A 25,737-nucleotide genomic window follows, 5' to 3' on the forward strand; every position below is an offset into this window, starting at 1 on the left:
GGATTAGTTGCCCCTCTAATGGGGTGGTGACTTCCCTAGATCGCCGCTCCGTGCTGCGTGCGGCCGCCTCGGCCGCGGCCGCCGGAGCGCTGGTGACGGGCTGCGACCCGACGCGGGACCAGGACCCCGGAGCCGCCCGCTCCGCCGGCGGACCAGGCCCCTCCGGGGCGGGCCACGCCTCGCCCGCCCCGGTGCGCGCCGCCCGGCCGCCGACCCGGGTGCCCGGCCTGCCCGTACAGATCGAACACGGGCCGCGGAACGGCCGGGCGGTCGCACTGACCTTCCACGGCCGGGGCGACCCCGGGATGGCGACCGCCCTGCTGGGCGAGGCCGAGCGCTCCGGCGTCAGGGTCACCGTGCTCGCCATCGGCGACTGGCTCGACGAGCAGCCCGCGATGGCCCGCCGGATCCTCGACGGCGGCCATGAGCTGGGCAATCACACGCTGCACCACCGCAACATCTGCGCCCTGCCGGCCGCCGACGCCTACGCCGAGATCAGCGGCTGCGCCGACCGGCTGCGCAAGCTCACCGGGACCATCGGCAGCTGGTTCCGCCCCTCGCAGACCCGGCGGGCCACGCCCCTGGTGACCGAGCTGGCCCGCAAGGCCGGCTATCCGCACGTCCTCTCCTACGACGTGGACTCCCTCGACGCGAACGACCCCGGTGCCGCCGCCGTCCAGCGCACGGTCCTGGACTCGGTCGGGCCGGGCTCGGTCGTGAGCCTCCACCTCGGGCACGCGGGCACGGTGGCCGCGCTGCCCCCGATCCTCGACGGCCTCCGCCGGCGCGGTCTGCGCGCGGTGACGACAACGGAGCTAGTGACCTGATGGCTGACCGGAACCGTACCCACGACCGTCGGAGCCTGCGCGCGCGCCACCGGGCCGCGCTGCTCGCCGTGGCCTGCGCGCTGGTGGCCGCGGGCTGTGGCAGCGGCGACGAGAACGAACGGGCCGGTCAGAGCCCCCGGCCGGTCGAGCGCGCGCCGGTCAAGGCCGCCAAGCCGGGCCTGCCGGGGATGCCGCCGCTGCTGGACGAGCACGACATCTATGCGGCGGACCGGCCGGGCATGCTGGCGCCGCAGGTCAAGGACTTCCCCTCGCGGATCTATGTCCCCAACACCGGCTCCGACACGGTCAGCGTCATCGACCCGAAGACGTACAAGGTCATCGAGACCATTCCGGTGGGCGTCCAGCCGCAGCATGTCGTGCCGTCCTGGGACCTGAAGACGCTGTGGGTCAACAACAACCGGGGGCACGACCTCACCCCGATCGACCCCGCCACCGGCAAGGCCGGCGACCCCGTCAAGGTCCATGACCCGTACAACCTCTACTTCACGCCCAACGGGAAGTACGCGGTCGTGATGGCCTCCATGGACCGGCAGCTGGTCTTCCGCGATCCGCACACCATGGAGGTCCGCAAGACGCTCCCGGTCAACTGCGCCGGCGTCAACCACGCCGACTTCTCACCGGACGGGCGGTACTTCATCGTCTCCTGTGAGTTCTCCGCCGAGCTGCTCAAGGTCGACACCGAGAAGATGAAGGTCATCGGCCAGCAGAAGCTGCCGTTCGAGGGGGCGATGCCGCAGGACGTGAAGATCTCCCCGGACGGCAGGACCTGGTACATCGCCGACATGATGGCCGACGGCATCTGGGTCCTCAACGGCGACACCTTCGACCGGCCCCGGCTCATGCCGACCGGCAAGGGCGCCCATGGCCTCTACGTCAGCCGCGACTCGAAGCACATGTACGTCTCCAACCGCGGTGAGGGCTCCATCTCCCTGCTCGACTTCAGGACCGGCAAGCTCGTCGACAAATGGCACATCCGCGGCGGCGGCAGCCCCGACATGGGCGGTCTGTCCACCGATGGCAAGGTGCTGTGGCTGTCCGGCCGCTACAACTCCGAGGTCTATGCGCTGGACACCCGCACCGGCAAGACCCTCGCCAAGATCCCGGTCGGCCAGGGCCCGCACGGTCTGGCGGTCTACCCGCAGCCGGGACGGTACTCCCTGGGGCACACCGGCATCTTCCGCTAGCCGGGGTGCCCCTGGGGGCTCGGGGAGTCACCCCCTAGGCGTTGTACTCGTCCGCCTTCTGCGGCTCCACGCCCTGGATCATGCCGCTGAGCACCAGGGAGCGGTTGGTGAAGCGCTCGGTGTCCACGCCGTTCTCCTTGAGGACGCTCATCGCGGCGGAGTGGACCGTGCGCAGCACCGGGGTCGCGGCGCGCAGCGCGTCATCGGCCATGAAGCGGTGGCGCCAGGGCTTGTCGGCCCAGACGTGCCGCAGGCCGAACGGCTCGGGCAGGGTCAGCTTGCCGCCGAGGAAGTCCAGGACCGGCGGGAACCAGGTCAGCGGGGCGCGGGCGGCGAGCCGGACCACCTCCTGCGGCTCGATGAGCGGGAGCTGCTGCGTCTTGGTCTCCCAGAACTTGACGACCTTGGCGACGTCCTTGGTCTTGGGCTCCGGCTTCGTCGTGAAGAGGCCGTTGACCGGACCGAGGGCATGGCCGGTCACCTCGATGCGCAGGGTCTCGTGGAGCACGGTGACGGTGATCATGAGGGTGATCACCAACTGGCCGTCCCACAGGACGAACTGGACGCCGAGGTAGTGGCGGTTGCCGCTGCCGAACTGCTGCTCGTTGCAGATCCGCTCTATCTCGTGCCCGCGGATCTGGTACGCCTCCACATGGGTGCCCTCGGGGCGGCTGACGGCGGCGGCCTTCTCGCCGACCGGCGAGACGATCCAGTGGCGTACGGACGGCGTGGGGAATCCGCCGGTGTGCAGCGGGCTGCGCTCCAGCAGCCGCAGCTTGTCGTGGATCGCCCGGATCACGTCCCAGCTGCGGAACGGGTGGATCTCGCTGCCCTCCTGCGCCGGGATGAGCTCCTCGGCGAGCTGCCAGCTGCCCCAGCGCGTCCCCATGCCGAGTATCCCCTTGGGGCCGGCGTAGAAGATGACGTTGCTGCTCTGCTCGGCGGAGATTTTGGCGAGATTCTGGCGGAGGGTTTCGGCGGCGATCTGGTTCGGGTCCTGGGGGACCGCCTCGGGGATCTTCGCGGCCACGCCACCTCCCTCCAGCAGCCCCTTCCAGGACTCCCGCATGGCCACCGCGGTCTTCTCGCAGATCTGCTTGGCCAGCCACCAGCCGATCACCGGGGCGACGATCATGCCGCGGGCGTACAGCGGCCAGAAGCCGTTGAACGGCAGCTTGATCATGAAGAACAGGCCGAGGACCGCCAGTACCGTCAGCAGCACCCCGCCGATCAGGGAGAGGCCCTTGCCGGCGCCGTCCTTGGAGAGCATCTTCCGCAGCTGGAAGACGCCCAGCCACACCAGCACACCGGGCAGGAACAGCACCCCGAACAGCACCATCAGCAGCGTCAGCTTGGCGTCCCGCTGCTTGCGGATGCGGGTCGCGGACAGACAGTGCTCGACGATGGTCTGCGGCTCGGTCCCGAAGGACTGGATGAGCGCGGCGCGCCCGCCGCCGAGCATCCGCACCTGCACGGCGCGCGAGAACGCCTCGCCGAGGTTGGGCGCGAACAGCGACAGCTTGGGCTTCTTGATGGCGGACTTGCCGGAGTCCGAGTCGGCCTTGGAGATATCGGCGAGCGGGCTGTCCCGATAGGCGGCCGAGGCCAGTGCCTGGGTCGCCGCCGTCTGCCCGGCGCTCCCCGACAGCGGGACCTGCGCCCCGGGACTGAAGTCAAAGCCGTCTGCCACTACCGCCCCCCACACCGCACGCATCCAATGATGCGGCTCTTCCCGACTTCCGCTGACGGCACACCTGCTGAGAGCCTGTCTTCGAGTCCGTGACCTCGCACCCTGGCGTCGAACGCTCGGTTCAACGGCAGGCACTCAGCGTACAGCCGCCGTCCAGCCCAGAGGAGTTGAGCAGGACAGCGGCCGCTCCAACGGTTGATCAGCCGTCAACTATGCGCCGTTCTCCGCCTCTTCCCGCCACTTGTCGGCGAGCTGCGGCGGCATCGGCTCATGCCGCAGGTGGACGCGGGAGAACCGCCCGGTGCCGTGCGAGAGGGAGCGCAGATCGACGGCGTACCGGTCGATCTCGATCTCGGGCACCTCGGCGCGCACCACGGTGCGTCCCGCCCCTGACTGTTCGGTGCCCACGACCCGGCCGCGGCGCCCCGACAGATCGCTCATCACCTGGCCGACGAAATCGTCCGGAACCATCACGCTCACCTCGGACACCGGTTCGAGCAGGTCGATCCGGACCTCGCCGGCGGCCTCGCGCAGCGCCAGCGCGCCCGCGGTCTGGAACGCGGCGTCCGAGGAGTCGACGGAGTGCGCCTTGCCGTCGAGCAGCGTGACCCGGATGTCGACGAGCGGATGCCCGGCGGCGACCCCGCGCGCGGCCTGGGCGCGTACGCCCTTCTCCACGGACGGGATGAACTGCCGGGGCACCGCGCCGCCCACGACCTTGTCCACGAACTCGATACCGGAGCCGCCGGGCAGCGGTTCGACCTCGATCTCGCAGATCGCGAACTGGCCGTGGCCGCCGGACTGTTTCACATGGCGTCCGCGGCCCGCGGCGGGGGCGCCGAAGGTCTCCCGCAGCGGCACCTTGTGCGCGACCGTGTCCACCTGGACGCCGTAGCGGGTCCGCAGCCGCTCCAGGGCCACATCGACATGCGCCTCGCCCAGGCACCACAGGACCACCTGATGGGTGTCCTGGTTGTGCTCCAGGCACATCGTCGGATCCTCGGCGACCAGACGGGCCAGGCCCTGCGAGAGCTTGTCCTCGTCGGCCTTGCTGTGGGCCTGGATGGCGACCGGCAGCAGCGGGTCCGGCATCGTCCAGGGCTCCATCAGCAGCGGATCGTCCTTGGCGGAGAGGGTGTCCCCGGTCTCGGCGCGGGTCAGCTTCGCCACACAGGCCAGATCGCCGGCGATGGCTTTGGACAGCGGGCGCTGCTGTTTGCCGAACGGGGTGGACAGCGCGCCGACCCGCTCGTCGACGTCATGGTCCTCGTGGCCGCGGTCCTGCAGCCCGTGGCCCGAGACATGCACCGTCTCGTCCGGGCGCAGGGTGCCCGAGAAGAGGCGGACGAGCGAGATCCGGCCGACGTACGGGTCCGAGGAGGTCTTGACCACCTCGGCCGCGAGCGGACCCTCGGGATCGCAGCTCAGCGCCGGGCGCGGGGCACCGTCCGGGGTGGTGACGGCCGGCGCCTCGCGCTCCACGGGCGTCGGGAAGCCGCCGGTGATCAGTTCCAGCAGCTCCACGGTGCCCAGCCCCTGCTTGGAGCCGTCGGCGGCCGGGGCCGCGGCCAGCACCGGGTGGAAGGCGCCCCGGGCGACCGCCGTCTCCAGGTCCCCGATGAGGGTCTTGATGTCGATCTCCTCGCCGCCGAGGTAGCGGTCCATCAGGGACTCGTCCTCGCTCTCGGCGATGATGCCCTCGATGAGGCGGTTGCGGGCCGCTTCGATCAGCGGCAGCTCGTCCGCCGTCGGCGCGCGTTCGGTGCGCTCGCCGGAGGAGTAGTCGAACACCCGCTGCGAGAGCAGACCGATCAGGCCGTGCACGGGGGAGTGGCCGTCGGCGCCCGGCGTTCCGTACAGCGGGAGGTAGAGCGGGAGGACGGAGTCCGGGTCCTCGCCGCCCAGAGAGGTGCGGCAGCGCTCGGTCATCTCGTCGAAGTCGGCGCGGGACGCCTCCAGGTGGGTGATGACCAGCGCGCGCGGCATACCGACGGCCGCGCACTCGTCCCAGACCATACGGGTCGCGCCGGCCACGCCGTCGGCCGCCGAGACAACGAAAAGGGCCGCGTCCGCCGCGCGCAGACCGGCCCTGAGTTCCCCGACGAAATCGGCGTATCCGGGGGTGTCCAAGATATTGATCTTGACTCCGCCCCAGTCCACCGGGACCAGGGAGAGCTGTACGGAGCGTTGCTGGCGGTGTTCGATCTCGTCGTGGTCGGAGAGGCAGCCGCCGTCCTCGACCCGCCCCGCCCGGTTGACCGCGCCGGACGCCAGCGCGAGGGCCTCGACCAGAGTGGTTTTTCCCGAGCCGCTGTGGCCGACCAGCACCACATTGCGCAGGGCCGTGGGCCGGTCGGCCGTTGATGCCCTGCCGGCGGCTCCCGGGTGTGTACTCGACTTCTCGCTCATGTGTCTCGCCTCCAGGTCGACACTTTGCGGTGATTCGAGCTTTCCACCGAGGCCATGATGCGTCCATACATGGCGCACGGGGCCGGTGCTCCCAAGGGGTCCGCGTCGCCCCCCGGGGCCTGCGGGCGCGTCCGCGGGCGCGCGGGGGCGGCCCCGAGCCGCGGGACGCACCCCGCGCCGCGATGCGTTCGTGGTGGCCCCTGACCTCCTGGCTACGATGGGCCCGCCGGTGGCCGTCAGACCGCACGGCCCGTATCGACTCCCGGGAAGGCCATGCTGAACAAGTACGCGCGTGCGTTCTTCACGCGTGTTCTCACGCCGTTCGCCGCCCTGCTCATCCGGATCGGCGTCAGCCCGGACGCGGTCACTCTGGTCGGCACCGGAGGCGTGGTGGCCGGCGCCCTGATCTTCTACCCGCTGGGCGAGTTCTTCTGGGGCACGGTCGTCATCACCCTGTTCGTCTTCTCCGACCTCGTCGACGGCAACATGGCGCGGCAGCTGGGCCGCTCCAGCCGCTGGGGGGCCTTCCTCGACTCCACCCTCGACCGGGTCGCCGACTCGGCGATCTTCGGCGGACTCGCCCTGTGGTACGCGGGCCGGGGCGACAGCCTGATGCTCTGCGGGATGGCGATCTTCTGCCTCGCCAGCGGCCAGGTGGTCTCGTACACCAAGGCGCGCGGGGAGGCCATCGGGCTGCCGGTGGACGTCAACGGCCTGGTGGAGCGCGCCGAGCGGCTGGTCGTCACGCTGGTGGCCTGCGGTCTGTCGGGGCTGCACGCCTTCGGGGTGCCCGGTATCGAAATCCTGCTGCCGATCGCTCTGTGGATCGTCGGCATCGGCAGTGCCGTCACCCTCGGCCAGCGCGTGGTGACGGTCCGACGGGAGTCGGCCGAGGCCGACGCCATCGCACAAGGGGGGAACAGCGCATGAGCCCGCGCAGGACCGGCCGGCCGTGGATCGACGCGGAGAAGCTGGCGGACGCGCTCTACGCCCTGGGCTGGAGCACCGTCAAGAAGCTGCCCGAAGGCGCTGCCGTACGGCTCGGCCGGCGGATCGCCGACATCGCCTGGAAGCGCCGGGGCAAGGGCGTCCTCCGTCTGGAGTCGAACCTCGCCCGGGTCGTCCCGGACGCCACACCGCAGCGGCTCACCGAGCTCTCCCGGGCCGGGATGCGCTCGTACATGCGCTACTGGATGGAGTCCTTCCGGCTGCCGGCCTGGAGCAAGGACCGGATAAGGGCCGGCTTCGCCGTCGAGGACGTGCACCACCTGGTGGACGGGCTCAAGAGCGGCCGTGGCGTCATCCTGGCGCTGCCCCACATGGGCAACTACGACCTCGCGGGTGCCTGGGTCACCACCGAACTCGGTGTCCCCTTCACCACCGTCGCCCAGCGCCTCAAGCCGGAGTCCCTCTACGACCGCTTCGTCGCCTACCGCGAGGGCCTGGGCATGGAGGTGCTGCCGCACACCGGCGGCGCCGCCTTCGGCACGCTCGCCCGGCGGCTGCGGGCCGGCGGGCTGGTCTGCCTGGTCGCGGACCGTGATCTGTCCGCCTCCGGGATAGAGGTCAAGTTCTTCGGCGAGGCCACGAAGATGCCGGCCGGCCCCGCCGTGCTCGCCGTACAGACCGGCGCCCTGCTGCTGCCCGTCACCCTCTGGTACGACGACACCCCCGTCATGCGCGGCCGGGTCCACCCGGAGATCGAGGTCCCCGAGACCGGCACCCGCGCCGAGAAGGCCGCCACCATGACCCAGGCGCTCGCCGACGCCTTCGCCTCCGGCATCGCCGACCACCCCGAGGACTGGCACATGCTGCAGCGGCTCTGGCTCGCCGACCTGGAACCGCGTGAAGAGCAGCCCCGCGCCCCGGGCGGCTCCGCGGCCTCGGGCACCTCCGGAACGGAGCCCGTGTGAAGATCGGCATCGTCTGCCCGTACGCCTGGGACGTCCCCGGCGGCGTGCAGTTCCACATCCGGGACCTGGCCGACCACCTGATCCGCCTCGGCCACGAGGTCTCCGTCCTCGCCCCCGCGGACGACGAGACCCCCCTTCCGCCGTACGTCGTCTCCGCCGGCCGCGCGGTCCCCGTCCCGTACAACGGCTCGGTCGCCCGTCTCAACTTCGGCTTCCTCTCCGCCGCCCGGGTACGCCGCTGGCTGCAGCACGGCGCCTTCGACGTCATCCACATCCACGAGCCGGCCTCGCCCTCGCTCGGCCTGCTCGCCTGCTGGGCGGCCCAGGGCCCGATCGTGGCGACCTTCCACACCTCCAACCCGCGCTCGCGGGCGATGATCGCCGCGTATCCGATCCTGCAGCCCGCGCTGGAGAAGATCAGCGCACGGATCGCGGTGAGCGAATACGCCCGCCGCACCCTCGTCGAACACCTCGGCGGCGATGCGGTGGTCATCCCCAACGGCGTGGACGTCGACTTCTTCGCCTCCGCCGAGCCCAAGGCCGAGTGGCAGGGACGGACGATCGGCTTCATCGGCCGGATCGACGAGCCGCGCAAGGGCCTGCCGGTCCTGATGAAGGCGCTGCCCGCGATCCTCGCCGAGGTACCGGACGCCCGGCTGCTGGTCGCAGGCCGCGGCGACGAGGAGGAGGCCGTCGCGGCGCTGCCCGCCGAGCTGCGCTCCCGGGTCGAATTCCTCGGCATGGTCAGCGACGAGGACAAGGCCCGGCTCCTGCGCAGCGTCGACCTCTATGTCGCGCCCAATACGGGCGGCGAATCCTTCGGCATCATCCTCGTGGAGGCGATGTCGGCCGCGGCGCCCGTACTTGCCAGCGACCTCGATGCCTTCGCCCAGGTCCTGGACCAGGGCGAGGCCGGCGAACTCTTCACCAACGAGGACGCGGAGGCGCTTGCCGCTGCGGCGGTTCGTCTCCTGGGTGACCCGGCGCGCCTCGCCGAGCTGCGGGAGCGCGGCACCCGCCACGTACGCCGCTTCGACTGGTCCACGGTCGGTGCCGACATCCTCGCCGTCTACGAGACGGTCACCACGGGGGCCACCTCCGTGGCCACGGATGAGCGGGTCGGCCCACGTAATCGCCTCTGGCCGGCGAAGGATTGACCGTCCGCTGCGCGGGGCTTGGGCGCGGGTGATGCTTGCGGCTCCGCTGCGCGGGGCTTGAGCGCGGGTGACGCTTGCGGGTTCCGCGCCGTTGCGCCTGCGGCGGGCGGGTGGTTGTCGGGTGCGGTGACGGACCTCCGGGGCAGGGTTTCCGGACTGCTTCGCTTTACGTCCGGAAACCCTGCCCCTCCGGCCCGTCCCCTCCCGTGGGAGGAGTCAGTGACGGTGCGTGGGGGCGGGCGTCCGTAGACGGCAATTTCACTCCTGCTTCGCGAGGAGCAGTGGACCAGCGACGTGCACCCCCACCAGCCGTTTTTCCCACCCACCAACGGGAGGGGACGGGCCGGAGGGGCCGGTGTGTGGGACGTAAAGCGAAGCAGTCCCACACACCGGCCCCGGAGGCCCGTCACCGCACCCCGACAGCCCCGCGCAGCGGACCGGCCCGCCGCCAGGCGCAACGGCGAGAAACCACCATGGCGGGAAAGCCAAAAACGTGGGAAGAAAGCAAAGCGCAGCAGCCGCGTATCGTGACCGCCCGTGACCACGTTCATCTGGATCGCCGCCGCGATCGTCCTCATCGGTATCTACCTCAGCTGGACGGCCGGCCGTCTCGACCGTCTGCACGCACGCATCGACGCGGCCAGGGCGGCCCTCGACGCCCAACTGCTGAGACGGGCTTCCGTCGCGCAGGAGGTGGGTACCTCGGGGGTCCTGGACCCGGCCGCCTCGATCGTGCTCTACCAGGCCGCGCACGAGGCACGGCAGGCGGAGGAGGATCACCGGGAGGTCGCGGAGAGTGAGCTGAGCCAGGCGCTGCGGGCGATCTTCGCGGAGGACGCGCAGCTGGAGGCCGTACGGGAGGCACCCGGCGGCGAGCAGACGGTCACCGAGCTCACCGCCGCGGTGCGCCGCGTCCCGATGGCCCGCCGGTTCCACAACGACGCCGTACGGGCCGCCCGCGCCGTCCGCCGCCACCGGGTGGTGCGCTATTTCCGGCTCGCCGGCCACGCTCCCTTCCCGCTGGCCTTCGAGATGGACGACGAGCCGCCGGCCGTCCTGGACGACCGCTCGGCCGGGAACTGAGCCGGACAGCGGGAACCGGGGGCGGGGGCCGCAGAAGGCGACTCCCGGCGGTGACGAGCCACTGACCTCTAATTGGCCCTTTTCCCGGGCCGCTCACAAACGGTTGTGTGGGCCCAGCAGTACAGCCACCCGCACTGAGTGAGGTCAAACGTGTCCAGCACGCCCACCACGCCCCAGAACCCCGAGACCGGAACCGCGCGCGTCAAGCGCGGTATGGCCGAGCAGCTCAAGGGCGGCGTGATCATGGACGTCGTCACGCCGGAAGAGGCGAAGATCGCCGAGGACGCGGGCGCCGTCGCCGTCATGGCCCTGGAGCGGGTCCCCGCCGACATCCGCAAGGACGGCGGCGTGGCCCGGATGTCGGACCCCGACATGATCGACGGCATCATCAACGCCGTCTCCATCCCGGTCATGGCCAAGTCCCGGATCGGCCACTTCGTCGAGGCGCAGGTCCTGCAGTCGCTCGGCGTCGACTACATCGACGAGTCCGAGGTCCTCACCCCGGCCGACGAGGTCAACCACTCCGACAAGTGGGCCTTCACCACCCCCTTCGTGTGCGGTGCCACCAACCTGGGCGAGGCGCTGCGCCGGATCACCGAGGGCGCGGCCATGATCCGCTCGAAGGGCGAGGCCGGTACCGGCAACGTCGTCGAGGCGGTGCGCCACATGCGCCAGATCAAGGGCGAGATCGCTCGGCTGCGCGGCTATGACCACAACGAGCTGTTCGCCGCCGCCAAGGAGCTGCGCGCCCCGTACGAGCTGGTCAAGGAGGTCGCCGAGCTCGGCAAGCTGCCGGTCGTGCTGTTCTCCGCCGGTGGTGTCGCCACCCCGGCCGACGCCGCGCTGATGCGCCAGCTCGGTGCCGAGGGCGTGTTCGTCGGCTCCGGCATCTTCAAGTCCGGCGACCCCGCCAAGCGCGCCGCCGCGATCGTGAAGGCCACCACCTTCTACGACGACCCGAAGGTGATCGCGGACGTCTCGCGGAACCTGGGCGAGGCCATGGTCGGCATCAACTGCGACACCCTCCCCGAGGCCGAGCGCTACGCCAACCGCGGCTGGTAGGAGACACCTAGATGAGCACCCCCACCATCGGTGTGCTGGCTCTCCAGGGCGACGTCCGCGAGCACCTCGTCGCGCTCGCCGAGGCGGACGCCCTGGCCCGGCCGGTACGCCGTGCCGAGGAACTGGACGAGATCGACGGCCTGGTCATCCCGGGCGGCGAGTCCACCACCATGTCCAAGCTGGCCGTCGTCTTCGGCATGCTGGAGCCGCTGCGCGCCTTCGTCCGCGCGGGCAAGCCGGTCTACGGCACCTGCGCCGGCATGATCATGGTCGCCGACAAGCTGCTGGACGCCCGTGAGGACCAGGAGACGTTCGGCGGCGTCGACATGATCGTGCGCCGTAACGCCTTCGGGCGGCAGAACGAGTCGTTCGAGGCGGCCATCGACGTCGCCGGGATCCCCGGCGGACCGGTCGAGGGCGTCTTCATCCGGGCGCCCTGGGTCGAGTCGGTCGGTGGCGCGGTCGAGGTCCTGGCGACGTACGACGGGCACACCGTGGCCGTGCGGCAGGGTAACGTCCTCGCCACGTCTTTCCACCCGGAACTCACCGGCGACCACCGGGTCCACGCCCTGTTCGTGGACATGGTGCGGCGGGCCCGGGGCTGATCCGAAGGGCGGGCCCCGGCGCTCCATCCGGGTGGTGGCCGGGTGACGGGCGGGAGTAACACCGTGTGACCTGGCCCCGGTAGGATCTAAGGCGTTCGTTTCAGATGTTGGTGACGCGAAGGAGACAGGCGGATGTCCGGCCACTCTAAATGGGCTACGACGAAGCACAAGAAGGCCGTGATCGATGCCAAGCGCGGCAAGCTCTTCGCGAAGCTGATCAAGAACATCGAGGTCGCGGCCCGTACCGGCGGCGCGGACCCGGACGGCAACCCCACGCTCTTCGACGCCATCCAGAAGGCCAAGAAGAGCTCGGTGCCCAACAAGAACATCGACTCCGCGGTCAAGCGCGGTGCGGGCCTCGAAGCCGGCGGCGCCGACTACGAGACCATCATGTACGAGGGTTACGGCCCCAACGGTGTCGCGGTGCTCATCGAGTGCCTCACCGACAACCGCAACCGCGCCGCCTCGGACGTCCGCGTCGCCATGACCCGCAACGGCGGTTCGATGGCCGACCCGGGCTCGGTGTCGTACCTGTTCAACCGCAAGGGCGTGGTGATCGTCCCCAAGGGTGAACTGTCCGAGGACGACGTCCTGGGCGCCGTCCTGGACGCCGGTGCCGAAGAGGTCAACGACCTCGGCGAGTCCTTCGAGGTGCTCAGCGAGGCCACCGACCTGGTCGCGGTCCGCTCGGCCCTCCAGGAGTCCGGCATCGACTACGACTCGGCCGACGCCAACTTCGTCCCGACCATGCAGGTCGAGCTGGAGGAAGAGGGCGCGCGCAAGATCTTCAAGCTGATCGACGCGCTGGAGGACAGCGACGACGTGCAGAACGTCTTCGCCAACTTCGACGTCTCGGACGAGACGATGGCCAAGGTCGACGCCTGACCGGCGCGGCACACTCGGTCGTCTGACGGGCCGACGGGGACACACCCCGTCGGCCCGTCGGTTTGTCAGTGGCAGCCACTACTGTGCTGATCAGGGGGCATGCGCTTCCGAGACAGGCACAGCTGACCGATAGGGCGAGGGGCGGGGACCGATGAAGGTGCTGGGGGTGGACCCGGGGCTGACACGCTGCGGCGTCGGGGTGGTCGACGGTGTCGCGGGGCGTCCGCTGACGATGGTCGGCGTCGGCGTCGTCCGCACCCCGGCGGACGCCGACATCGCCCAGCGTCTGGTCGAGATCGAGCGCGGGATAGACGCCTGGCTCGACGAGCACCGCCCCGAGTACGTCGCCGTGGAGCGGGTCTTCAGCCAGCACAACGTCCGTACGGTCATGGGCACCGCCCAGGCCAGCGCGGTCGCCATGCTGTGCGCGGCCCGTCGTGGGCTGCCGGTCGCGCTGCACACCCCCAGCGAGGTCAAGGCCGCCGTCACGGGATCGGGCCGGGCCGACAAGGCCCAGGTCGGCGCGATGGTCACCCGTCTGCTGCGGCTCGACGCGCCACCGAAACCGGCCGACGCCGCCGACGCCCTCGCCCTCGCCATCTGTCACATCTGGCGCGCCCCCGCGGTCAACCGCCTCCAGCAGGCGCATGCCGCGGCCCGTCGCGCCGCCCCCGTCCGCGCTCCCGGCGTCCGCCGGGCGACACCCCAGAAGGGCACCCGATGATCGCCTTCGTCTCCGGCCCGGTCGCGGCCCTCGCACCGGACTCCGCCGTCGTCGAGGTCGGCGGTATCGGCATGGCTGTCCAGTGCACGCCGGACACCCTCTCCGCGCTGCGCATCGGACAGCAGGCCAAGCTCGCCACCTCCCTCGTCGTCCGCGAGGACTCGCTCACCCTCTACGGCTTCGCCGACGACGACGAGCGGCAGACCTTCGAGCTGCTGCAGACCGCCAGCGGCGTCGGCCCCCGGCTCGCCCAGGCGATGCTCGCGGTGCACTCCCCGGACGCGCTGCGGCTGGCCGTCGCCACCGGTGACGAGAAGGCCCTCACCGCCGTGCCCGGCATCGGCAAGAAGGGCGCCCAGAAGCTGCTCCTGGAGTTCAAGGACCGGCTCGGGGAGCCGGTGGGCACCGGGCGCGCGGGCGTCGGCAGCGCCGTCACGGCCGGCTGGCGCGACCAGCTGCACGCCGCCCTGATCGGCCTCGGCTATGCCACCCGGGAAGCGGACGAAGCGGTCGCCGCGGTCGCCCCGCAGGCCGACGCGGCCGTCGCCGACGGCGGAGCGCCGCAGGTGCCGCAGCTGCTCAAGGCCGCCCTGCAGACCCTGAACCGCGCCCGATGACCGCCGCCACCCGGGCCCCGCGCCCCCGACCGTTCGACCACGCAGGCGGCCCGGCCGCCCCGACCCCGCGAGGCAATCCGCAGTGAACTGGGACGACACCGCACCGCCCGCCACCGAGGACCCCGCCACGGGCGCACCCGACCGGCTGGTCGGGGCCGACGCGGACGGTGAGGACACCGCCGTCGAGGCCGCGCTGCGGCCCAAGGACCTCGAGGAATTCGTCGGCCAGGAGCGGGTGCGCGAGCAGCTCGACCTGGTGCTGCGCGCCGCCCGCGCCCGCGGCGCCACCGCCGACCACGTCCTGCTGTCCGGCGCGCCGGGCCTCGGCAAGACCACCCTCTCGATGATCATCGCCGCCGAGATGGGCGCCCCGATCCGCATCACCTCCGGCCCCGCCATCCAGCACGCGGGCGATCTCGCCGCGATCCTCTCCTCCCTCCAGGAGGGCGAGGTCCTCTTCCTCGACGAGATCCACCGGATGTCCCGGCCCGCCGAGGAAATGCTCTACATGGCGATGGAGGACTTCCGCGTCGACGTGATCGTCGGCAAGGGCCCGGGCGCCACCGCCATCCCGCTCGAACTTCCCCCGTTCACCCTGGTCGGCGCCACGACCCGGGCCGGTCTGCTGCCGCCCCCGCTGCGCGACCGCTTCGGCTTCACCGCCCATATGGAGTTCTACGCCCCCGCCGAGCTGCAGCGGGTGATCCACCGCTCCGCCGGGCTGCTGGACGTCGACATAGAACCGGAGGGCGCCGCCGAGATCGCCGGCCGCTCCCGCGGCACGCCCCGTATCGCCAACCGTCTGCTGCGCCGGGTCCGCGACTACGCCCAGGTCAAGGCCGACGGCTTGATCACTCGCGAGATCGCCTCCCAGGCCCTGGGGGTCTACGAGGTCGACGCCCGCGGTCTGGACCGCCTCGACCGCGCCGTGCTCACGGCCCTGCTGAAGCTGTTCGGCGGCGGCCCGGTGGGCCTGTCCACCCTCGCGGTCGCCGTGGGGGAGGAGCGGGAGACGGTCGAGGAGGTCGCCGAGCCGTTCCTCGTACGGGAAGGTCTGCTGGCCAGGACCCCCAGGGGCCGGATCGGGACCCCGGCGGCCTGGGCCCACCTGGGGCTCGTCCCGCCACAGCAGCAAGCGGGCGCCGGCGGGCAGCAGGGCTTGTTCGGAGCGTGACGGCGCGGGGACTCGCCCGGTCAGGAACTGCGGTGGGATGCTGGGCGTTGTTCCACTGGTGGGGACTCGCCTAGACTCCGCCGATGCCGTTCGTATGGACGGCATTCCCACCCCCGTATATGAGATCGCGCATCCGCGGTCGTGCGAAGGAATTTCCGTCCCGTGAATATCGTGACTCTCCTCCCCTTCATCGTCCTCATCGGGGCCATGTTCCTGATGACTCGGTCTGCCAAGAAGAAGCAGCAGGCGGCCGCGCAGATGCGCAACGAAATGCAGGCCGGCACCGGCGTCCGCACGATCGGCGGCATGTACGCCACCGTCAAGGAAGTCCACGAGGACACCGTCCTCCTGGAGGTCGCCCCCGGCGTGCACGCCATTTACGCCAAGAACGCCATCGGCGCCGTGCTTGCTGACGAGGAGTACAACCGCATCCTGGACGGTGCCGACCCGATCCACAGCGACGAGCCGGTCGTCCCGGATGACGCCTCCTCGCTGACCGGCGACGCCGCCGAGGCCGAGAAGGCCGACAAGATCGACCTGGGCAAGACCGCCGGGGCTCCGGCCGACGCCGAGCCCGCCGCCGGCGAGGCCAAGGACGCCAAGCCCGCCGACGAGGCCAAGGACACCGTCAAGGCGGACGCCGACACCGCCAAGGACGACAAGAAGTCCGGCGACGACGCGAAGTAGTCCGCCCCTACGGAACCGCGGAGCACGCGTGGTGTGTCGTGCACCGCGGTTCCGGGACGGTCTAGGCTCCGGCGGGGGCACGTCCCCACAAGACTTCGTGGCCCCTCGGCCGGAAACCCGGGCCGAGGGGTTGGACAGGGAGATACGAGAAGGTGGCAGCACCGAAGAAGGGCCGCAGGGCGCCCGCGAGCCAGGGGCATCCGGGCCGCACCCTGATCCTGGTCCTCATCGCCATGGCGGGGCTGATCGGAGGGATGTTCTACTCCGGCACGATGACGCCGCGACTGGGCATCGACCTGGCCGGCGGCACCAGCTTCACGCTGGCGGCCCAGAACCAGCCGGGTAAGCCCAACGCGATCAACGAGACCAATATGAAGACCGCCGCCGGCATCATGGAGCAGCGGGTCAACGGTCTCGGTGTGTCCGAGGCCGAGGTCCAGACACAGGGCAGCGACCACATCATCGTGAACATCCCCAAGGGGACGGACGCGAAGCAGGCCCGCGAGCAGGTCGGCACCACCGCCAAGCTCGGGTTCCGGCCGGTGATCACCACGACGATGGGCACCAAGACCCCCGAGCCCAAGCCCAACCCCTCCAAGAGCGGCGCGAACGGCAAGGGCGACAAGGCCGCGGGTGACCAGGCCAAGGACCAGCCCGGTTCCCAGCAGAAGGCGTCGTCCTCGCAGTCGCCGAGCGCCAAGCCGACGACGCAGGGCCGTGCGGTGACGGACGCGCTGAAGAAGGCACCGTCCGACAAGCCCACCCCCTCCGGCTCGGCCAAGCCCTCCACGCCTCCGGCTCCGCCGGTGCCCCCGACCGGCGCGGACGTTCCGCCGGCCCTCCAGAAGCAGTTCAACGCGCTGGACTGCTCGACGAAGCAGAGCCGCGCCACCGCCGCCGGGAAGGCCGCGAACGCCAAGCCGTCCGACCCGGTCGTGGCCTGCAAGGACGACGGGGCGCAGAAGTACGTGCTCGGCCCGGTCGGCGTCGAGGGCACGGACGTCAAGGACGCCAAGGCCGTCTTCGACAGCCAGAGCGGCCAGGGCTGGATCGTCCAGATGGACCTCACCGGCGAGGGCGGCAAGAAGTTCGCGGACGTCACCGGCAAGCTCGCCGCCAAGCAGCGGCCGCAGAACCAGTTCGCGATCGCCCTGGACGGCCAGGTCGTTTCCGACCCCTCGGTGGACCGGGCCATCACGGGAGGCTCCGCCACCATCTCGGGCGGGTTCACCCAGCAGTCCGCCGAGGACCTCGGCAACATGCTGTCCTACGGTTCCCTGCCGCTGTCCTTCAAGATCGATGACGAGACCACGGTCACCGCGGCGCTCGGCGGCGAGCAGCTGCAGGCCGGCCTGATCGCCGGCGCCATCGGTCTCGCACTGGTCATCGTCTACCTCGTCGCCTACTACCGGGGTCTGGCCCTGGTCGCGCTGGCGAGTCTGTTCGTCTCGGCGATCCTGACGTACACGATCATGACGTTGCTCGGCCCGACCATCGGGTTCGCACTGAACCTCCCGGCGGTCTGCGGCGCCATCGTGGCCATCGGTATCACCGCCGACTCGTTCATCGTCTACTTCGAACGCATCCGGGACGAGATCCGCGAGGGCCGCACCCTGCGCCCGGCCGTCGAGCGCGGCTGGCCGCGGGCCCGCCGGACGATCCTGGTCTCCGACTTCGTGTCGTTCCTGGCCGCCGCGGTGCTGTTCATCGTCACCGTCGGCAAGGTGAAGGGCTTCGCGTTCACGCTCGGCCTGACCACCGTCCTCGACGTCGTCGTGGTCTTCTACTTCACCAAGCCCCTGATGACGATGCTGGCCCGGCGGAAGTTCTTCTCCGACGGCCATCCCTGGTCCGGTCTCGATCCCAAGCGCCTGGGCGCCAAGCCGCCGCTGCGCCGTCGTCGCGGCGCCGCCCCCACCCAGACGAAGGAGGCGTGAGATGTCCAAGCTCGGAAACATCGGCGCCCGGCTCTACCGCGGCGAGGTCGGCTACGACTTCATCGGCAAGCGGAAGATCTGGTACGGCATCTCGATCCTCATCACCATCACGGCCATCGTCGGCCTGGCGGTGCGCGGCCTGAACATGGGCATCGAGTTCTCCGGCGGCGCGGTCTTCACCACGCCGCCGACCTCCGTGTCCGCCCCGAAGGCCCAGCACGAGGCCGAGTCGGCGTCGGGCGGCCACCAGGCCGTGGTGCAGAAGCTCGGCAGCGGCGCACTGCGCATCCAGATCAGCGGTCTGGACACCAAGCAGGCGGTGCCGGTGCAGGAGGAGCTCGCCAAGGACCTGAACATCCCGGTCAAGGACGTCAACACCCAGCTGGTCGGCCCGAGCTGGGGTGAGGAGATCGCCAACAAGGCCTGGCTGGGCCTGGGGATCTTCATGGTCCTCGTGGTGATCTATCTGGCGATCGCCTTCGAGTGGCGGATGGCGCTCGCCGCCCTGATCGCGCTGATCCATGACCTCACGATCACGGTCGGCGTCTACGCCCTGGTCGGCTTCGAGGTCACCCCCGGCACGGTCATCGGTCTGCTGACGATCCTCGGTTACTCCCTGTACGACACGGTCGTCGTCTTCGACAGCCTCAAGGAAGCCTCCAAGGACCTCACCAAGCAGACCCGCTTCACGTACGGCGAGATCGCCAACCGCTCGATCAACAGCACCCTGGTGCGCTCCATCAACACCACGGTCGTGGCGCTGCTCCCGGTCGCCGGTCTGCTGTTCGTCGGCGGCGGTTTCCTGGGCGCGGGCATGCTCAACGACATCTCGCTGGCCCTGTTCGTCGGCCTCGCCGCCGGTGCGTACTCGTCGATCTTCATCGCGACCCCGCTGGTCGCCGATCTGAAGGGCCGCGAGCCGCAGATAAAGGCACTGGCCAAGAGGGTGAAGGCGAAGCGTGCCGCGGCCGCTGCCAAGGACGCGGGCCAGGAGGACACCGAGGAGCCTGCCCCCGCCACGGCGGACGCCGAGGACGGCACCGCGGTCGTCGGGCCGCGCCAGCAGCCCGCCTCCCGTAACCGCGGACGCGGCCGCCCGTCGGGCAAGCGCCGGTGAGCGCCCCCGCGGAATTGCGTGAGCTCCTGCTCAGCCGGATCACGGACATCCCGGACCACCCGCAGCCGGGTGTGGTGTTCAAGGACATCACCCCGCTGCTGGCGGACCCGGCGGCCTTCGGCGCGCTGACCGAGGCGTTCGCCGAGCTGTGCGGGCGGCACCGGGTGGACAAGATCGTGGGTCTGGAGGCGCGCGGGTTCATACTCGCCGCTCCGGTCGCGGTCCGGGCCGGCGTCGGCTTCGTCCCCGTCCGCAAGGCGGGCAAGCTGCCCGGCACCACGCTCGGGCAGGCCTACGAGCTGGAGTACGGCACGGCCGAGATCGAGATCCACGCCGATGCGCTGGCCCCGGGCGACCGGGTGCTGGTGATCGACGACGTCCTCGCCACCGGCGGCACCGCCGACGCCTCGCTGCAGCTCATCCGCCGCGCGGGCGCCGAGGTCGCGGGCCTGGCCGTGCTGCTGGAGCTCGGCTTCCTCGCCGGGCGGCAGCGCCTGGAGCCGGGCCTGAAGGGCGCTCCGCTGGAGGCCCTGCTCACGGTCTGAGGCGGTTGCGCACAGCACCCCGGCAGCGGGGGCATCCGGAAGAATCCGGGTGCCCCCGCTGCTGTGTCATGTACGGAACCCTGGCCGCGGGGGAGCTGCGGCGCCGGGGTCGATACCATGGCACCCCGACCCATACGAGGTCCTGGGGTCCGGAACCGCCTGAGGAGTGCTCTTGCCAGACGAGGCCCAGCCGCTCTCCCCCGGACTGCGTCCGACGGGATCCGACGCCGCGCGCCCGGACGAGCCGAAGCCCACGGACGTGGCTTCCTCGGACGCGCCCCAGCCCGAGCGGCAGGGCGCGCCCGACGGCACCGCCACGCCCCGGCCGCCGGCCGGCCCGACCTCCGCGTCCCCGGCGCCCGCCGAGCGGCCCCGTACGGCGCCCAAGCCGGGGCCCGCCTCCTCCTCGTCCCAGTCGGCCGCCGTGCCGTCCCGGGCGCCCAAGCCGCCCGCCAAGACCGACCAGCCCGCCGCCGCCAAGCCGCTGCCGCCCGCCCCCGCCGGCCGCTCGGGCTCCCCCAACCGGGTACGCGCCCGCCTGGCCCGCCTCGGCGTCCAGCGCTCCAGCCCGTACAACCCGGTCCTGGAGCCGCTGCTGCGGGCCGTCCGCGGCAATGACCCCAAGATCGAGACCGCGACGCTGCGCCAGGTCGAGCGGGCCTACCAGGTCGCCGAGCGCTGGCACCGCGGCCAGAAGCGCAAGAGCGGCGACCCGTACATCACCCACCCGCTCGCGGTCACGACGATCCTCGCCGAGCTGGGCATGGACCCGGCCACGCTGATGGCGGGCCTGCTGCACGACACCGTCGAGGACACCGAGTACGGCCTGGACACCCTGCGCCGCGACTTCGGCGACCAGGTGGCGCTGCTGGTCGACGGTGTCACCAAGCTGGACAAGGTCAAGTTCGGCGAGGCGGCGCAGGCCGAGACCGTCCGCAAGATGGTCGTCGCGATGGCCAAGGACCCGCGCGTCCTGGTCATCAAGCTCGCCGACCGGCTGCACAACATGCGCACCATGCGCTACCTCAAGCGGGAGAAGCAGGAGAAGAAGGCCCGCGAGACGCTGGAGATCTACGCTCCGCTCGCCCACCGCCTGGGCATGAACACCATCAAGTGGGAGCTGGAGGACCTCGCCTTCGCGATCCTCTACCCCAAGATGTACGACGAGATCGTGCGGCTGGTCGCCGAGCGGGCGCCCAAGCGCGACGAGTATCTGGCGATAGTGACCGACGAGGTCCAGGCCGATCTGCGCGCCGCCCGCATCAAGGCCACCGTCACCGGCCGCCCCAAGCACTACTACAGCGTCTACCAGAAGATGATCGTGCGCGGCCGCGACTTCGCCGAGATCTACGACCTGGTGGGCATCCGCGTCCTCGTCGACACCGTCCGCGACTGCTATGCCGCGCTCGGCACCATCCACGCGCGATGGAACCCGGTCCCCGGCCGGTTCAAGGACTACATCGCGATGCCGAAGTTCAACATGTACCAGTCGCTGCACACGACCGTGATCGGCCCCAGCGGCAAGCCCGTTGAACTCCAGATCCGTACGTTCGACATGCACCGCCGCGCCGAGTACGGCATCGCCGCCCACTGGAAGTACAAGCAGGAGGCGGTAGCGGGCGCGTCCAAGATCCGTACGGACGTACCGAAGAACGCCGGCAAGGGCCAGGACACCGTCAACGACATGGCCTGGCTGCGGCAGTTGCTGGACTGGCAGAAGGAGACCGAGGACCCCGGCGAGTTCCTGGAGTCCCTGCGCTTCGACCTGTCCCGCAACGAGGTCTTCGTCTTCACGCCCAAGGGCGATGTCATAGCGCTGCCGGCCGGTGCCACCCCCGTCGACTTCGCGTATGCGGTGCACACCGAGGTCGGCCACCGCACGATAGGGGCGCGGGTCAACGGGCGCCTCGTTCCGCTCGAATCGACCCTGGACAATGGCGACTTGGTGGAGGTCTTCACCTCCAAGGCGGCGGGCGCCGGGCCGTCCCGCGACTGGCTCGGCTTCGTCAAGTCCCCGCGGGCCCGCAACAAGATCCGTGGCTGGTTCTCCAAGGAGCGCCGCGACGAGGCGATCGAGCAGGGCAAGGACGCCATCGCGCGCGCCATGCGCAAGCAGAACCTGCCGATCCAGCGGATCCTGACCGGCGACTCCCTGGTCACCCTCGCGCACGAGATGCGCTACCCCGACATCTCCTCGCTGTACGCCGCCATCGGTGAGGGTCATGTCGCCGCGCAGGGTGTCGTCCAGAAGCTGGTGCAGGCGCTCGGCGGCCAGGACGAGGCCACCGAGGACATCGCCGAGTCGACCCCGATCCGGCCGCGTTCCAAGCGCCGTTCCAGCGCAGACCCCGGGGTGGTCGTCAAGGGCGTCGACGATGTGTGGGTCAAGCTGGCCCGCTGCTGCACTCCGGTGCCGGGCGACCCCATCATCGGCTTCGTGACCCGCGGCAACGGCGTCTCGGTGCACCGCGCCGACTGCGTCAACGTCGACTCGCTGTCCCGGCAGCCGGAGCGGATACTCGAAGTCGAGTGGGCGCCCACCCAGTCCTCGGTCTTCCTGGTCGCCATCCAGGTCGAGGCCCTGGACCGCTCCCGGCTCCTGTCGGACGTCACCCGGATCCTGTCCGACCAGCACGTCAACATCCTCTCGGCGGCCGTCCAGACCTCCCGCGACCGCGTCGCCACCTCCCGCTTCACCTTCGAAATGGGCGACCCGAAGCATCTGGGCCATGTGCTGAAGGCCGTGCGCAGCGTGGAGGGCGTGTACGACGTCTATCGGGTGACGTCGGCCCGCAGGCCGTAGAACCGCACAACCGCACAACGAAAAGGGCCCCGGCACGGAATCCGTGCCGGGGCCCTTCTCAACCACCTCCGCGAGAGCGGCGGCGGCTCACCGCACCATCAACCGCCGAACTCCTCCAGGCCCTTGAGCGCCTGGTCCAGCAGCGCCTTGCGGCCCTCCAGCTCCCGGCCGAGCTTGTCGGCCTTGGCGTTGTTGCCGGCCGCCCGGGCCGTGTCGATCTGCTTCTGCAGCTTGTCGACGGCGTCCTGCAGCTGGCCGGTCAGCCCCGCGGCACGGGCCCGCGCCTCGGGGTTCGTCCGGCGCCACTCGGTCTCCTCGGCCTCCTGGATGGCCCGCTCGACGGCGTGCATCCGGCCCTCGATCTTCGGGCGGGCGTCCCGCGGGACATGGCCGATGGCCTCCCACCGCTCATTGATCGAGCGGAACGCCGCCCGCGCGGCCTTCAGGTCCGAGACGGGGAGGAGCTTCTCGGCCTCGACGGCGAGCTCCTCCTTGCGGGTCAGATTCTCCCGCTGCTCGGCATCGCGCTCCGCGAAGACCTCACCGCGTGCCTGGAAGAAGACGTCCTGGGCGCCGCGGAAGCGGTTCCACAGATCGTCCTCGTGCTCGCGCTGGGCGCGTCCGGCGGCCTTCCAGTCCGCCATCAGCTCGCGGTAGCGGGCCGCGGTGGCCCCCCAGTCCGTCGAGTTCGACAGCGCCTCGGCCTCGGCGACCAGCTTCTCCTTCGCCTTACGGGACTCCTCGCGCTGCGCGTCCAGCGACGCGAAGTGCGCCTTGCGCCGCTTGGAGAACGCCGATCGGGCGTGCGAGAAGCGGTGCCACAGCTCGTCGTCCGCCTTGCGGTCGAGCCGGGGCAGGCTCTTCCAGGTGTCGACCAGTGCGCGCAGCCGTTCCCCGGCCGCCCGCCACTGCTCGCTGGCCGCCAGCTCCTCGGCCTCGGCGACCAGCTTCTCCTTGGCCTGCCGGGCCTCGGTGCTCTGCCGTGCCTTCTGTGCCTTGCGCTCCTCGCGGCGCGATTCGACGGCCTCGACGAGCTTGTCGAGCCGCTTCTTCAGCGCGTCCAGATCGCCCACCGCGTGGTGTTCGTCGACCTGGGTGCGCAGATGCTCGATCGCGGTCGTGGCGTCCTTCGCCGACAGGTCGGTGGTCTTGACCCGGCGCTCGAGGAGGCCGATCTCGACGACCAGGCCCTCATACTTGCGCTCGAAGTAGGCGAGGGCCTCCTCGGGAGTTCCCGCCTGCCACGATCCGACGACCTGCTCGCCATCGGCGGTACGCACGTACACGGTCCCCGTCTCGTCGACGCGGCCCCATGGGTCGCTGCTCACAGCGCCTCCTCCACATGATGCCGACGGGGGCGTGCGGCCCCCCGGCATCGTCCACAGTTTCTGTCCGGCAGAGCCGCGCCCTGACCGGTCCGACGGGCTGAATTGCGGGTGAGGGTGGCAGCCGTCGGAGCAGGCACCCTACACAACGCCAATCTAGGCGACCGGCGGTCGGCTGTCCGCATCCAGCACGACCGAAATTCCGCGGTTCGTACAGCGAGCGCCGATGCATCACCCCCAGGTCGACCGGCAGGTCAGGACTTTTTGACGGTCGCCTTGTCGATCACGACGGTGGCGTTCGGCGCGGTGTTGCCGGTCTGCGGGTCGGGCGTCGAACCGGCCTTGGCGATCTTCTTCAGCACGTCCATACCGCCGGTGACGGTGCCGAACGGTGTGTAGTTCGGGGGCAGCTTGCTGTCCTGGTAGACGAGGAAGAACTGGCTGCCGCCGGAGTTGCGGGTCTTGTCGCTCCGGCCGTCATAGCGGTTGGCCATCGCGACCGTGCCCGCCGGATAGACACCGCCCTTGAGCCGGGAGTCCTTGAGGTTCTCGTCCGGGATGGTGTAGCCGGGGGTGCCCTGGCCGGTGCCCTTCGGGTCGCCGCACTGCAGGACGTAGATGTTCTGGTCGACCAGGCGGTGGCACTTGCTGTGGTCGAAGTAGCCCTGGCCGGCCAGGAAGGCGAAGGAGTTGACCGTGTGCGGCGCCTTGGCGGCGTCCAGCTTCAGCTCGACCGTGCCGCAGGTCGTCGCCAGCTTCGCGGAGTAGGAGGCCGAGGTGTCGAGGGACATCGCCGGCTCCTTCTTCCAGGTCTTGGTGGAGGGCGTGCCCTTGGCGGGCTTGCCGCACGGGTCCGGGGCCTTGGAGGGGGGCGGGGTCGCCGCCGCCCGGTCGGAGTCCTGGTCGTTGCCGGCCAGCGCGGTGGAGGCATAGGCGGTGACACCGGCGGCCAGCGCGACGGCCACGACGGACGCGATGATCACATTGCGGCGTTTGGCCTTCCGCTGGTCCGCGGACCGCCGTTGCTGCTGGCGCTCGTACTTCTCCCTGGCGAGCTGCCGTCTCCGCTGATCTCTGCTGACCACCGGTCGTCTCCTTCGTCCGATCACCGATCGCTGTCGGCCGCCGTGGCCGTACCGTATACGGGTTCGCCCTGCCGGGAGTCCCGCCGGTAGGCTCTGGAGCTGCCGAGATGTCCGGGAGCGGTCCCCGCGGACCGACCCCCACCACCGACCTTTAAGGACGAACGTGCTGATTGCCGGGTTCCCCGCCGGGGCCTGGGGCACCAATTGCTACTTGGTCGCCCCCGCCGCCGGCGAGGAGTGCGTCATCATCGACCCGGGCCACCAGGCGGCCCAAGGAGTCGAGGACGCGGTCAAAAAGCATCGGCTCAAGCCCGTCGCGGTCGTCCTCACCCATGGCCACATCGACCATGTCGCCTCCGTGGTCCCGGTGTGCGGCGCGCACGATGTCCCGGCCTGGATCCACCCCTCGGACCGCTACATGATGAGCGACCCGGAGAAGGCCCTCGGTCGCTCCATCGGTCAGCAGCTCATGGGCGAACTCACCGTGGGGGAGCCGGACGACGTCAAGGAGCTGAGCGACGGTGCCGCCCTGGAACTCGCCGGGATGGAGTTCTCCGTCGCGCACGCCCCGGGCCATACCAAGGGGTCGGTGACGTTCAGGATGCCCGAGCAGGCCGACATTCCGCCGGTCTTCTTCTCTGGCGACCTGCTCTTCGCCGGCTCCATCGGACGCACCGATCTGCCGGGCGGCGACCACGCCGAGATCCTGCAGTCGCTGGCGCGTGTGTGCCTGCCGCTGGAGGACTCGACCGTCGTCCTGTCCGGCCACGGCCCCCAGACCACCATCGGCCGCGAGCGCGCCACCAACCCCTTCCTGCGGGAAGTGGCCGCCGGCCTCGGAGACGGCTTCAGTCCGGCTCCACGACGAGGAATGTGACGAGACCTTC

Annotated in this window: 22 protein-coding genes; 18 read left to right on the top strand and 4 right to left on the bottom strand. The window is 70.7% G+C overall.

Annotated features, from left to right (window positions below; genetic code table 11):
* Nucleotides 1–50 precede the first annotated feature (50 nt).
* Entirely contained in the window at nucleotides 51–827 is a 777-nt protein-coding gene (locus STRNI_RS33645) for a polysaccharide deacetylase family protein (protein WP_277413351.1), read from the top strand.
* Nucleotides 827–2,032: a YncE family protein gene (locus STRNI_RS33650; RefSeq protein WP_277412566.1), complete on the top strand. Its 1,206-nt coding sequence runs from the start codon at nucleotides 827–829 to the stop codon at nucleotides 2,030–2,032. Before STRNI_RS33645 ends, STRNI_RS33650 begins: the two co-directional genes overlap by 1 nt.
* A 34-nt stretch (nucleotides 2,033–2,066) precedes the next feature.
* Here the strand turns inward: STRNI_RS33650 and STRNI_RS33655 are convergent, their stop codons facing one another.
* Both STRNI_RS33655 and STRNI_RS33660 read right to left on the bottom strand, forming a co-directional pair.
* Nucleotides 2,067–3,746: a hypothetical protein gene (locus STRNI_RS33655; protein WP_167540636.1), complete on the bottom strand. Its 1,680-nt coding sequence runs from the start codon at nucleotides 3,744–3,746 to the stop codon at nucleotides 2,067–2,069.
* A 186-nt stretch (nucleotides 3,747–3,932) separates the two neighbouring features.
* Complete coding sequence (locus tag STRNI_RS33660; protein WP_277412567.1) at nucleotides 3,933–6,131, bottom strand: elongation factor G-like protein EF-G2; 2,199 nt, start codon at nucleotides 6,129–6,131, stop codon at nucleotides 3,933–3,935.
* Nucleotides 6,132–6,404: 273 nt separating this feature from the next.
* Here STRNI_RS33660 and pgsA point away from each other — a divergent pair, with 273 nt between their 5' ends.
* The 15 genes from pgsA to STRNI_RS33735 all read left to right on the top strand — a co-directional run bounded on the left by pgsA (nucleotide 6,405) and on the right by STRNI_RS33735 (nucleotide 22,440).
* Nucleotides 6,405–7,061 (top strand): phosphatidylinositol phosphate synthase, encoded by a 657-nt coding sequence (gene pgsA, locus STRNI_RS33665; protein ID WP_018087645.1) that lies wholly within the window; start codon nucleotides 6,405–6,407, stop codon nucleotides 7,059–7,061.
* On the top strand, nucleotides 7,058–8,044 hold the full coding sequence (locus STRNI_RS33670) for a phosphatidylinositol mannoside acyltransferase (RefSeq protein WP_093647667.1): 987 nt from the start codon (nucleotides 7,058–7,060) through the stop codon (nucleotides 8,042–8,044). Before pgsA ends, STRNI_RS33670 begins: the two co-directional genes overlap by 4 nt.
* On the top strand, nucleotides 8,041–9,201 hold the full coding sequence (locus tag STRNI_RS33675; protein WP_018087643.1) for a glycosyltransferase family 4 protein: 1,161 nt from the start codon (nucleotides 8,041–8,043) through the stop codon (nucleotides 9,199–9,201). Before STRNI_RS33670 ends, STRNI_RS33675 begins: the two co-directional genes overlap by 4 nt.
* 537 nt (nucleotides 9,202–9,738) lie before the next feature.
* On the top strand, nucleotides 9,739–10,284 hold the full coding sequence (locus STRNI_RS33680) for a LemA family protein (RefSeq protein WP_018087642.1): 546 nt from the start codon (nucleotides 9,739–9,741) through the stop codon (nucleotides 10,282–10,284).
* Between the two features lie 150 nt (nucleotides 10,285–10,434).
* Complete coding sequence (gene pdxS / locus STRNI_RS33685) at nucleotides 10,435–11,346, top strand: pyridoxal 5'-phosphate synthase lyase subunit PdxS (RefSeq protein WP_018087641.1); 912 nt, start codon at nucleotides 10,435–10,437, stop codon at nucleotides 11,344–11,346.
* An 11-nt stretch (nucleotides 11,347–11,357) separates the two neighbouring features.
* Entirely contained in the window at nucleotides 11,358–11,951 is a 594-nt protein-coding gene (gene pdxT, locus STRNI_RS33690) for a pyridoxal 5'-phosphate synthase glutaminase subunit PdxT (protein WP_018087640.1), read from the top strand.
* Nucleotides 11,952–12,083: 132 nt separating this feature from the next.
* Nucleotides 12,084–12,836, top strand: a complete 753-nt coding sequence (locus STRNI_RS33695; RefSeq protein WP_026169283.1) for a YebC/PmpR family DNA-binding transcriptional regulator — start codon at nucleotides 12,084–12,086, stop codon at nucleotides 12,834–12,836.
* A 151-nt stretch (nucleotides 12,837–12,987) separates the two neighbouring features.
* Nucleotides 12,988–13,560: a crossover junction endodeoxyribonuclease RuvC gene (ruvC, locus tag STRNI_RS33700; protein WP_018087638.1), complete on the top strand. Its 573-nt coding sequence runs from the start codon at nucleotides 12,988–12,990 to the stop codon at nucleotides 13,558–13,560.
* The gene (ruvA, locus tag STRNI_RS33705) at nucleotides 13,557–14,177 is read left to right on the top strand and encodes a Holliday junction branch migration protein RuvA (protein WP_127149935.1); all 621 of its coding nucleotides are present in this window, start codon (nucleotides 13,557–13,559) and stop codon (nucleotides 14,175–14,177) included. The genes ruvC and ruvA overlap by 4 nt, the downstream gene beginning before the upstream one ends.
* 82 nt (nucleotides 14,178–14,259) lie before the next feature.
* Nucleotides 14,260–15,351 carry a Holliday junction branch migration DNA helicase RuvB gene (gene ruvB, locus STRNI_RS33710; RefSeq protein WP_018087636.1) on the top strand — a complete coding sequence of 364 codons (1,092 nt, stop codon included), beginning with the start codon at nucleotides 14,260–14,262 and terminating at the stop codon, nucleotides 15,349–15,351.
* 162 nt (nucleotides 15,352–15,513) lie between these two features.
* Nucleotides 15,514–16,038, top strand: coding sequence for a preprotein translocase subunit YajC (gene yajC, locus STRNI_RS33715; protein ID WP_018087635.1), 525 nt, complete (start codon nucleotides 15,514–15,516; stop codon nucleotides 16,036–16,038).
* 152 nt (nucleotides 16,039–16,190) lie between these two features.
* Nucleotides 16,191–17,975, top strand: coding sequence for a protein translocase subunit SecD (gene secD, locus STRNI_RS33720; RefSeq protein ID WP_274734405.1), 1,785 nt, complete (start codon nucleotides 16,191–16,193; stop codon nucleotides 17,973–17,975).
* 1 nt (nucleotide 17,976) lies between these two features.
* Nucleotides 17,977–19,092, top strand: coding sequence for a protein translocase subunit SecF (secF, locus tag STRNI_RS33725; RefSeq protein WP_277412568.1), 1,116 nt, complete (start codon nucleotides 17,977–17,979; stop codon nucleotides 19,090–19,092).
* Nucleotides 19,089–19,637, top strand: a complete 549-nt coding sequence (locus STRNI_RS33730) for an adenine phosphoribosyltransferase (protein WP_277412569.1) — start codon at nucleotides 19,089–19,091, stop codon at nucleotides 19,635–19,637. Before secF ends, STRNI_RS33730 begins: the two co-directional genes overlap by 4 nt.
* A 172-nt stretch (nucleotides 19,638–19,809) precedes the next feature.
* Nucleotides 19,810–22,440, top strand: coding sequence for a RelA/SpoT family protein (locus STRNI_RS33735; RefSeq protein WP_277412570.1), 2,631 nt, complete (start codon nucleotides 19,810–19,812; stop codon nucleotides 22,438–22,440).
* 98 nt (nucleotides 22,441–22,538) lie between these two features.
* Here STRNI_RS33735 and STRNI_RS33740 read toward each other — a convergent pair whose 3' ends face one another.
* Both STRNI_RS33740 and STRNI_RS33745 read right to left on the bottom strand, forming a co-directional pair.
* Nucleotides 22,539–23,768 (bottom strand): DUF349 domain-containing protein, encoded by a 1,230-nt coding sequence (locus STRNI_RS33740; protein WP_277412571.1) that lies wholly within the window; start codon nucleotides 23,766–23,768, stop codon nucleotides 22,539–22,541.
* A gap of 251 nt (nucleotides 23,769–24,019) precedes the next feature.
* The gene (locus STRNI_RS33745) at nucleotides 24,020–24,850 is read right to left on the bottom strand and encodes a peptidylprolyl isomerase (RefSeq protein WP_148589583.1); all 831 of its coding nucleotides are present in this window, start codon (nucleotides 24,848–24,850) and stop codon (nucleotides 24,020–24,022) included.
* A 163-nt stretch (nucleotides 24,851–25,013) separates the two neighbouring features.
* Here STRNI_RS33745 and STRNI_RS33750 point away from each other — a divergent pair, with 163 nt between their 5' ends.
* A complete protein-coding gene (locus tag STRNI_RS33750; protein ID WP_018087626.1) occupies nucleotides 25,014–25,727 on the top strand; it encodes an MBL fold metallo-hydrolase in 714 nt (237 codons plus the stop codon).
* Nucleotides 25,728–25,737 lie beyond the last annotated feature (10 nt).

Origin of the sequence: Streptomyces nigrescens (assembly GCF_027626975.1) — a bacterium.
Classification (GTDB): Bacteria; Actinomycetota; Actinomycetes; order Streptomycetales; family Streptomycetaceae; genus Streptomyces; species Streptomyces nigrescens.

Coding starts and splice junctions, on each gene's coding strand:
- STRNI_RS33670 (WP_093647667.1), top strand. CDS start 7,058: ATGAGCCCGCGCAGGACCGGCCGGCCGTGGATCGACGCGGAGAAGCTG.
- ruvA (WP_127149935.1), top strand. CDS start 13,557: ATGATCGCCTTCGTCTCCGGCCCGGTCGCGGCCCTCGCACCGGACTCC.
- pdxT (WP_018087640.1), top strand. CDS start 11,358: ATGAGCACCCCCACCATCGGTGTGCTGGCTCTCCAGGGCGACGTCCGC.
- pgsA (WP_018087645.1), top strand. CDS start 6,405: ATGCTGAACAAGTACGCGCGTGCGTTCTTCACGCGTGTTCTCACGCCG.
- ruvC (WP_018087638.1), top strand. CDS start 12,988: ATGAAGGTGCTGGGGGTGGACCCGGGGCTGACACGCTGCGGCGTCGGG.
- STRNI_RS33650 (WP_277412566.1), top strand. CDS start 827: ATGGCTGACCGGAACCGTACCCACGACCGTCGGAGCCTGCGCGCGCGC.
- STRNI_RS33695 (WP_026169283.1), top strand. CDS start 12,084: ATGTCCGGCCACTCTAAATGGGCTACGACGAAGCACAAGAAGGCCGTG.
- secF (WP_277412568.1), top strand. CDS start 17,977: ATGTCCAAGCTCGGAAACATCGGCGCCCGGCTCTACCGCGGCGAGGTC.
- STRNI_RS33655 (WP_167540636.1), bottom strand. CDS start 3,746: ATGCGTGCGGTGTGGGGGGCGGTAGTGGCAGACGGCTTTGACTTCAGT.
- STRNI_RS33660 (WP_277412567.1), bottom strand. CDS start 6,131: ATGAGCGAGAAGTCGAGTACACACCCGGGAGCCGCCGGCAGGGCATCA.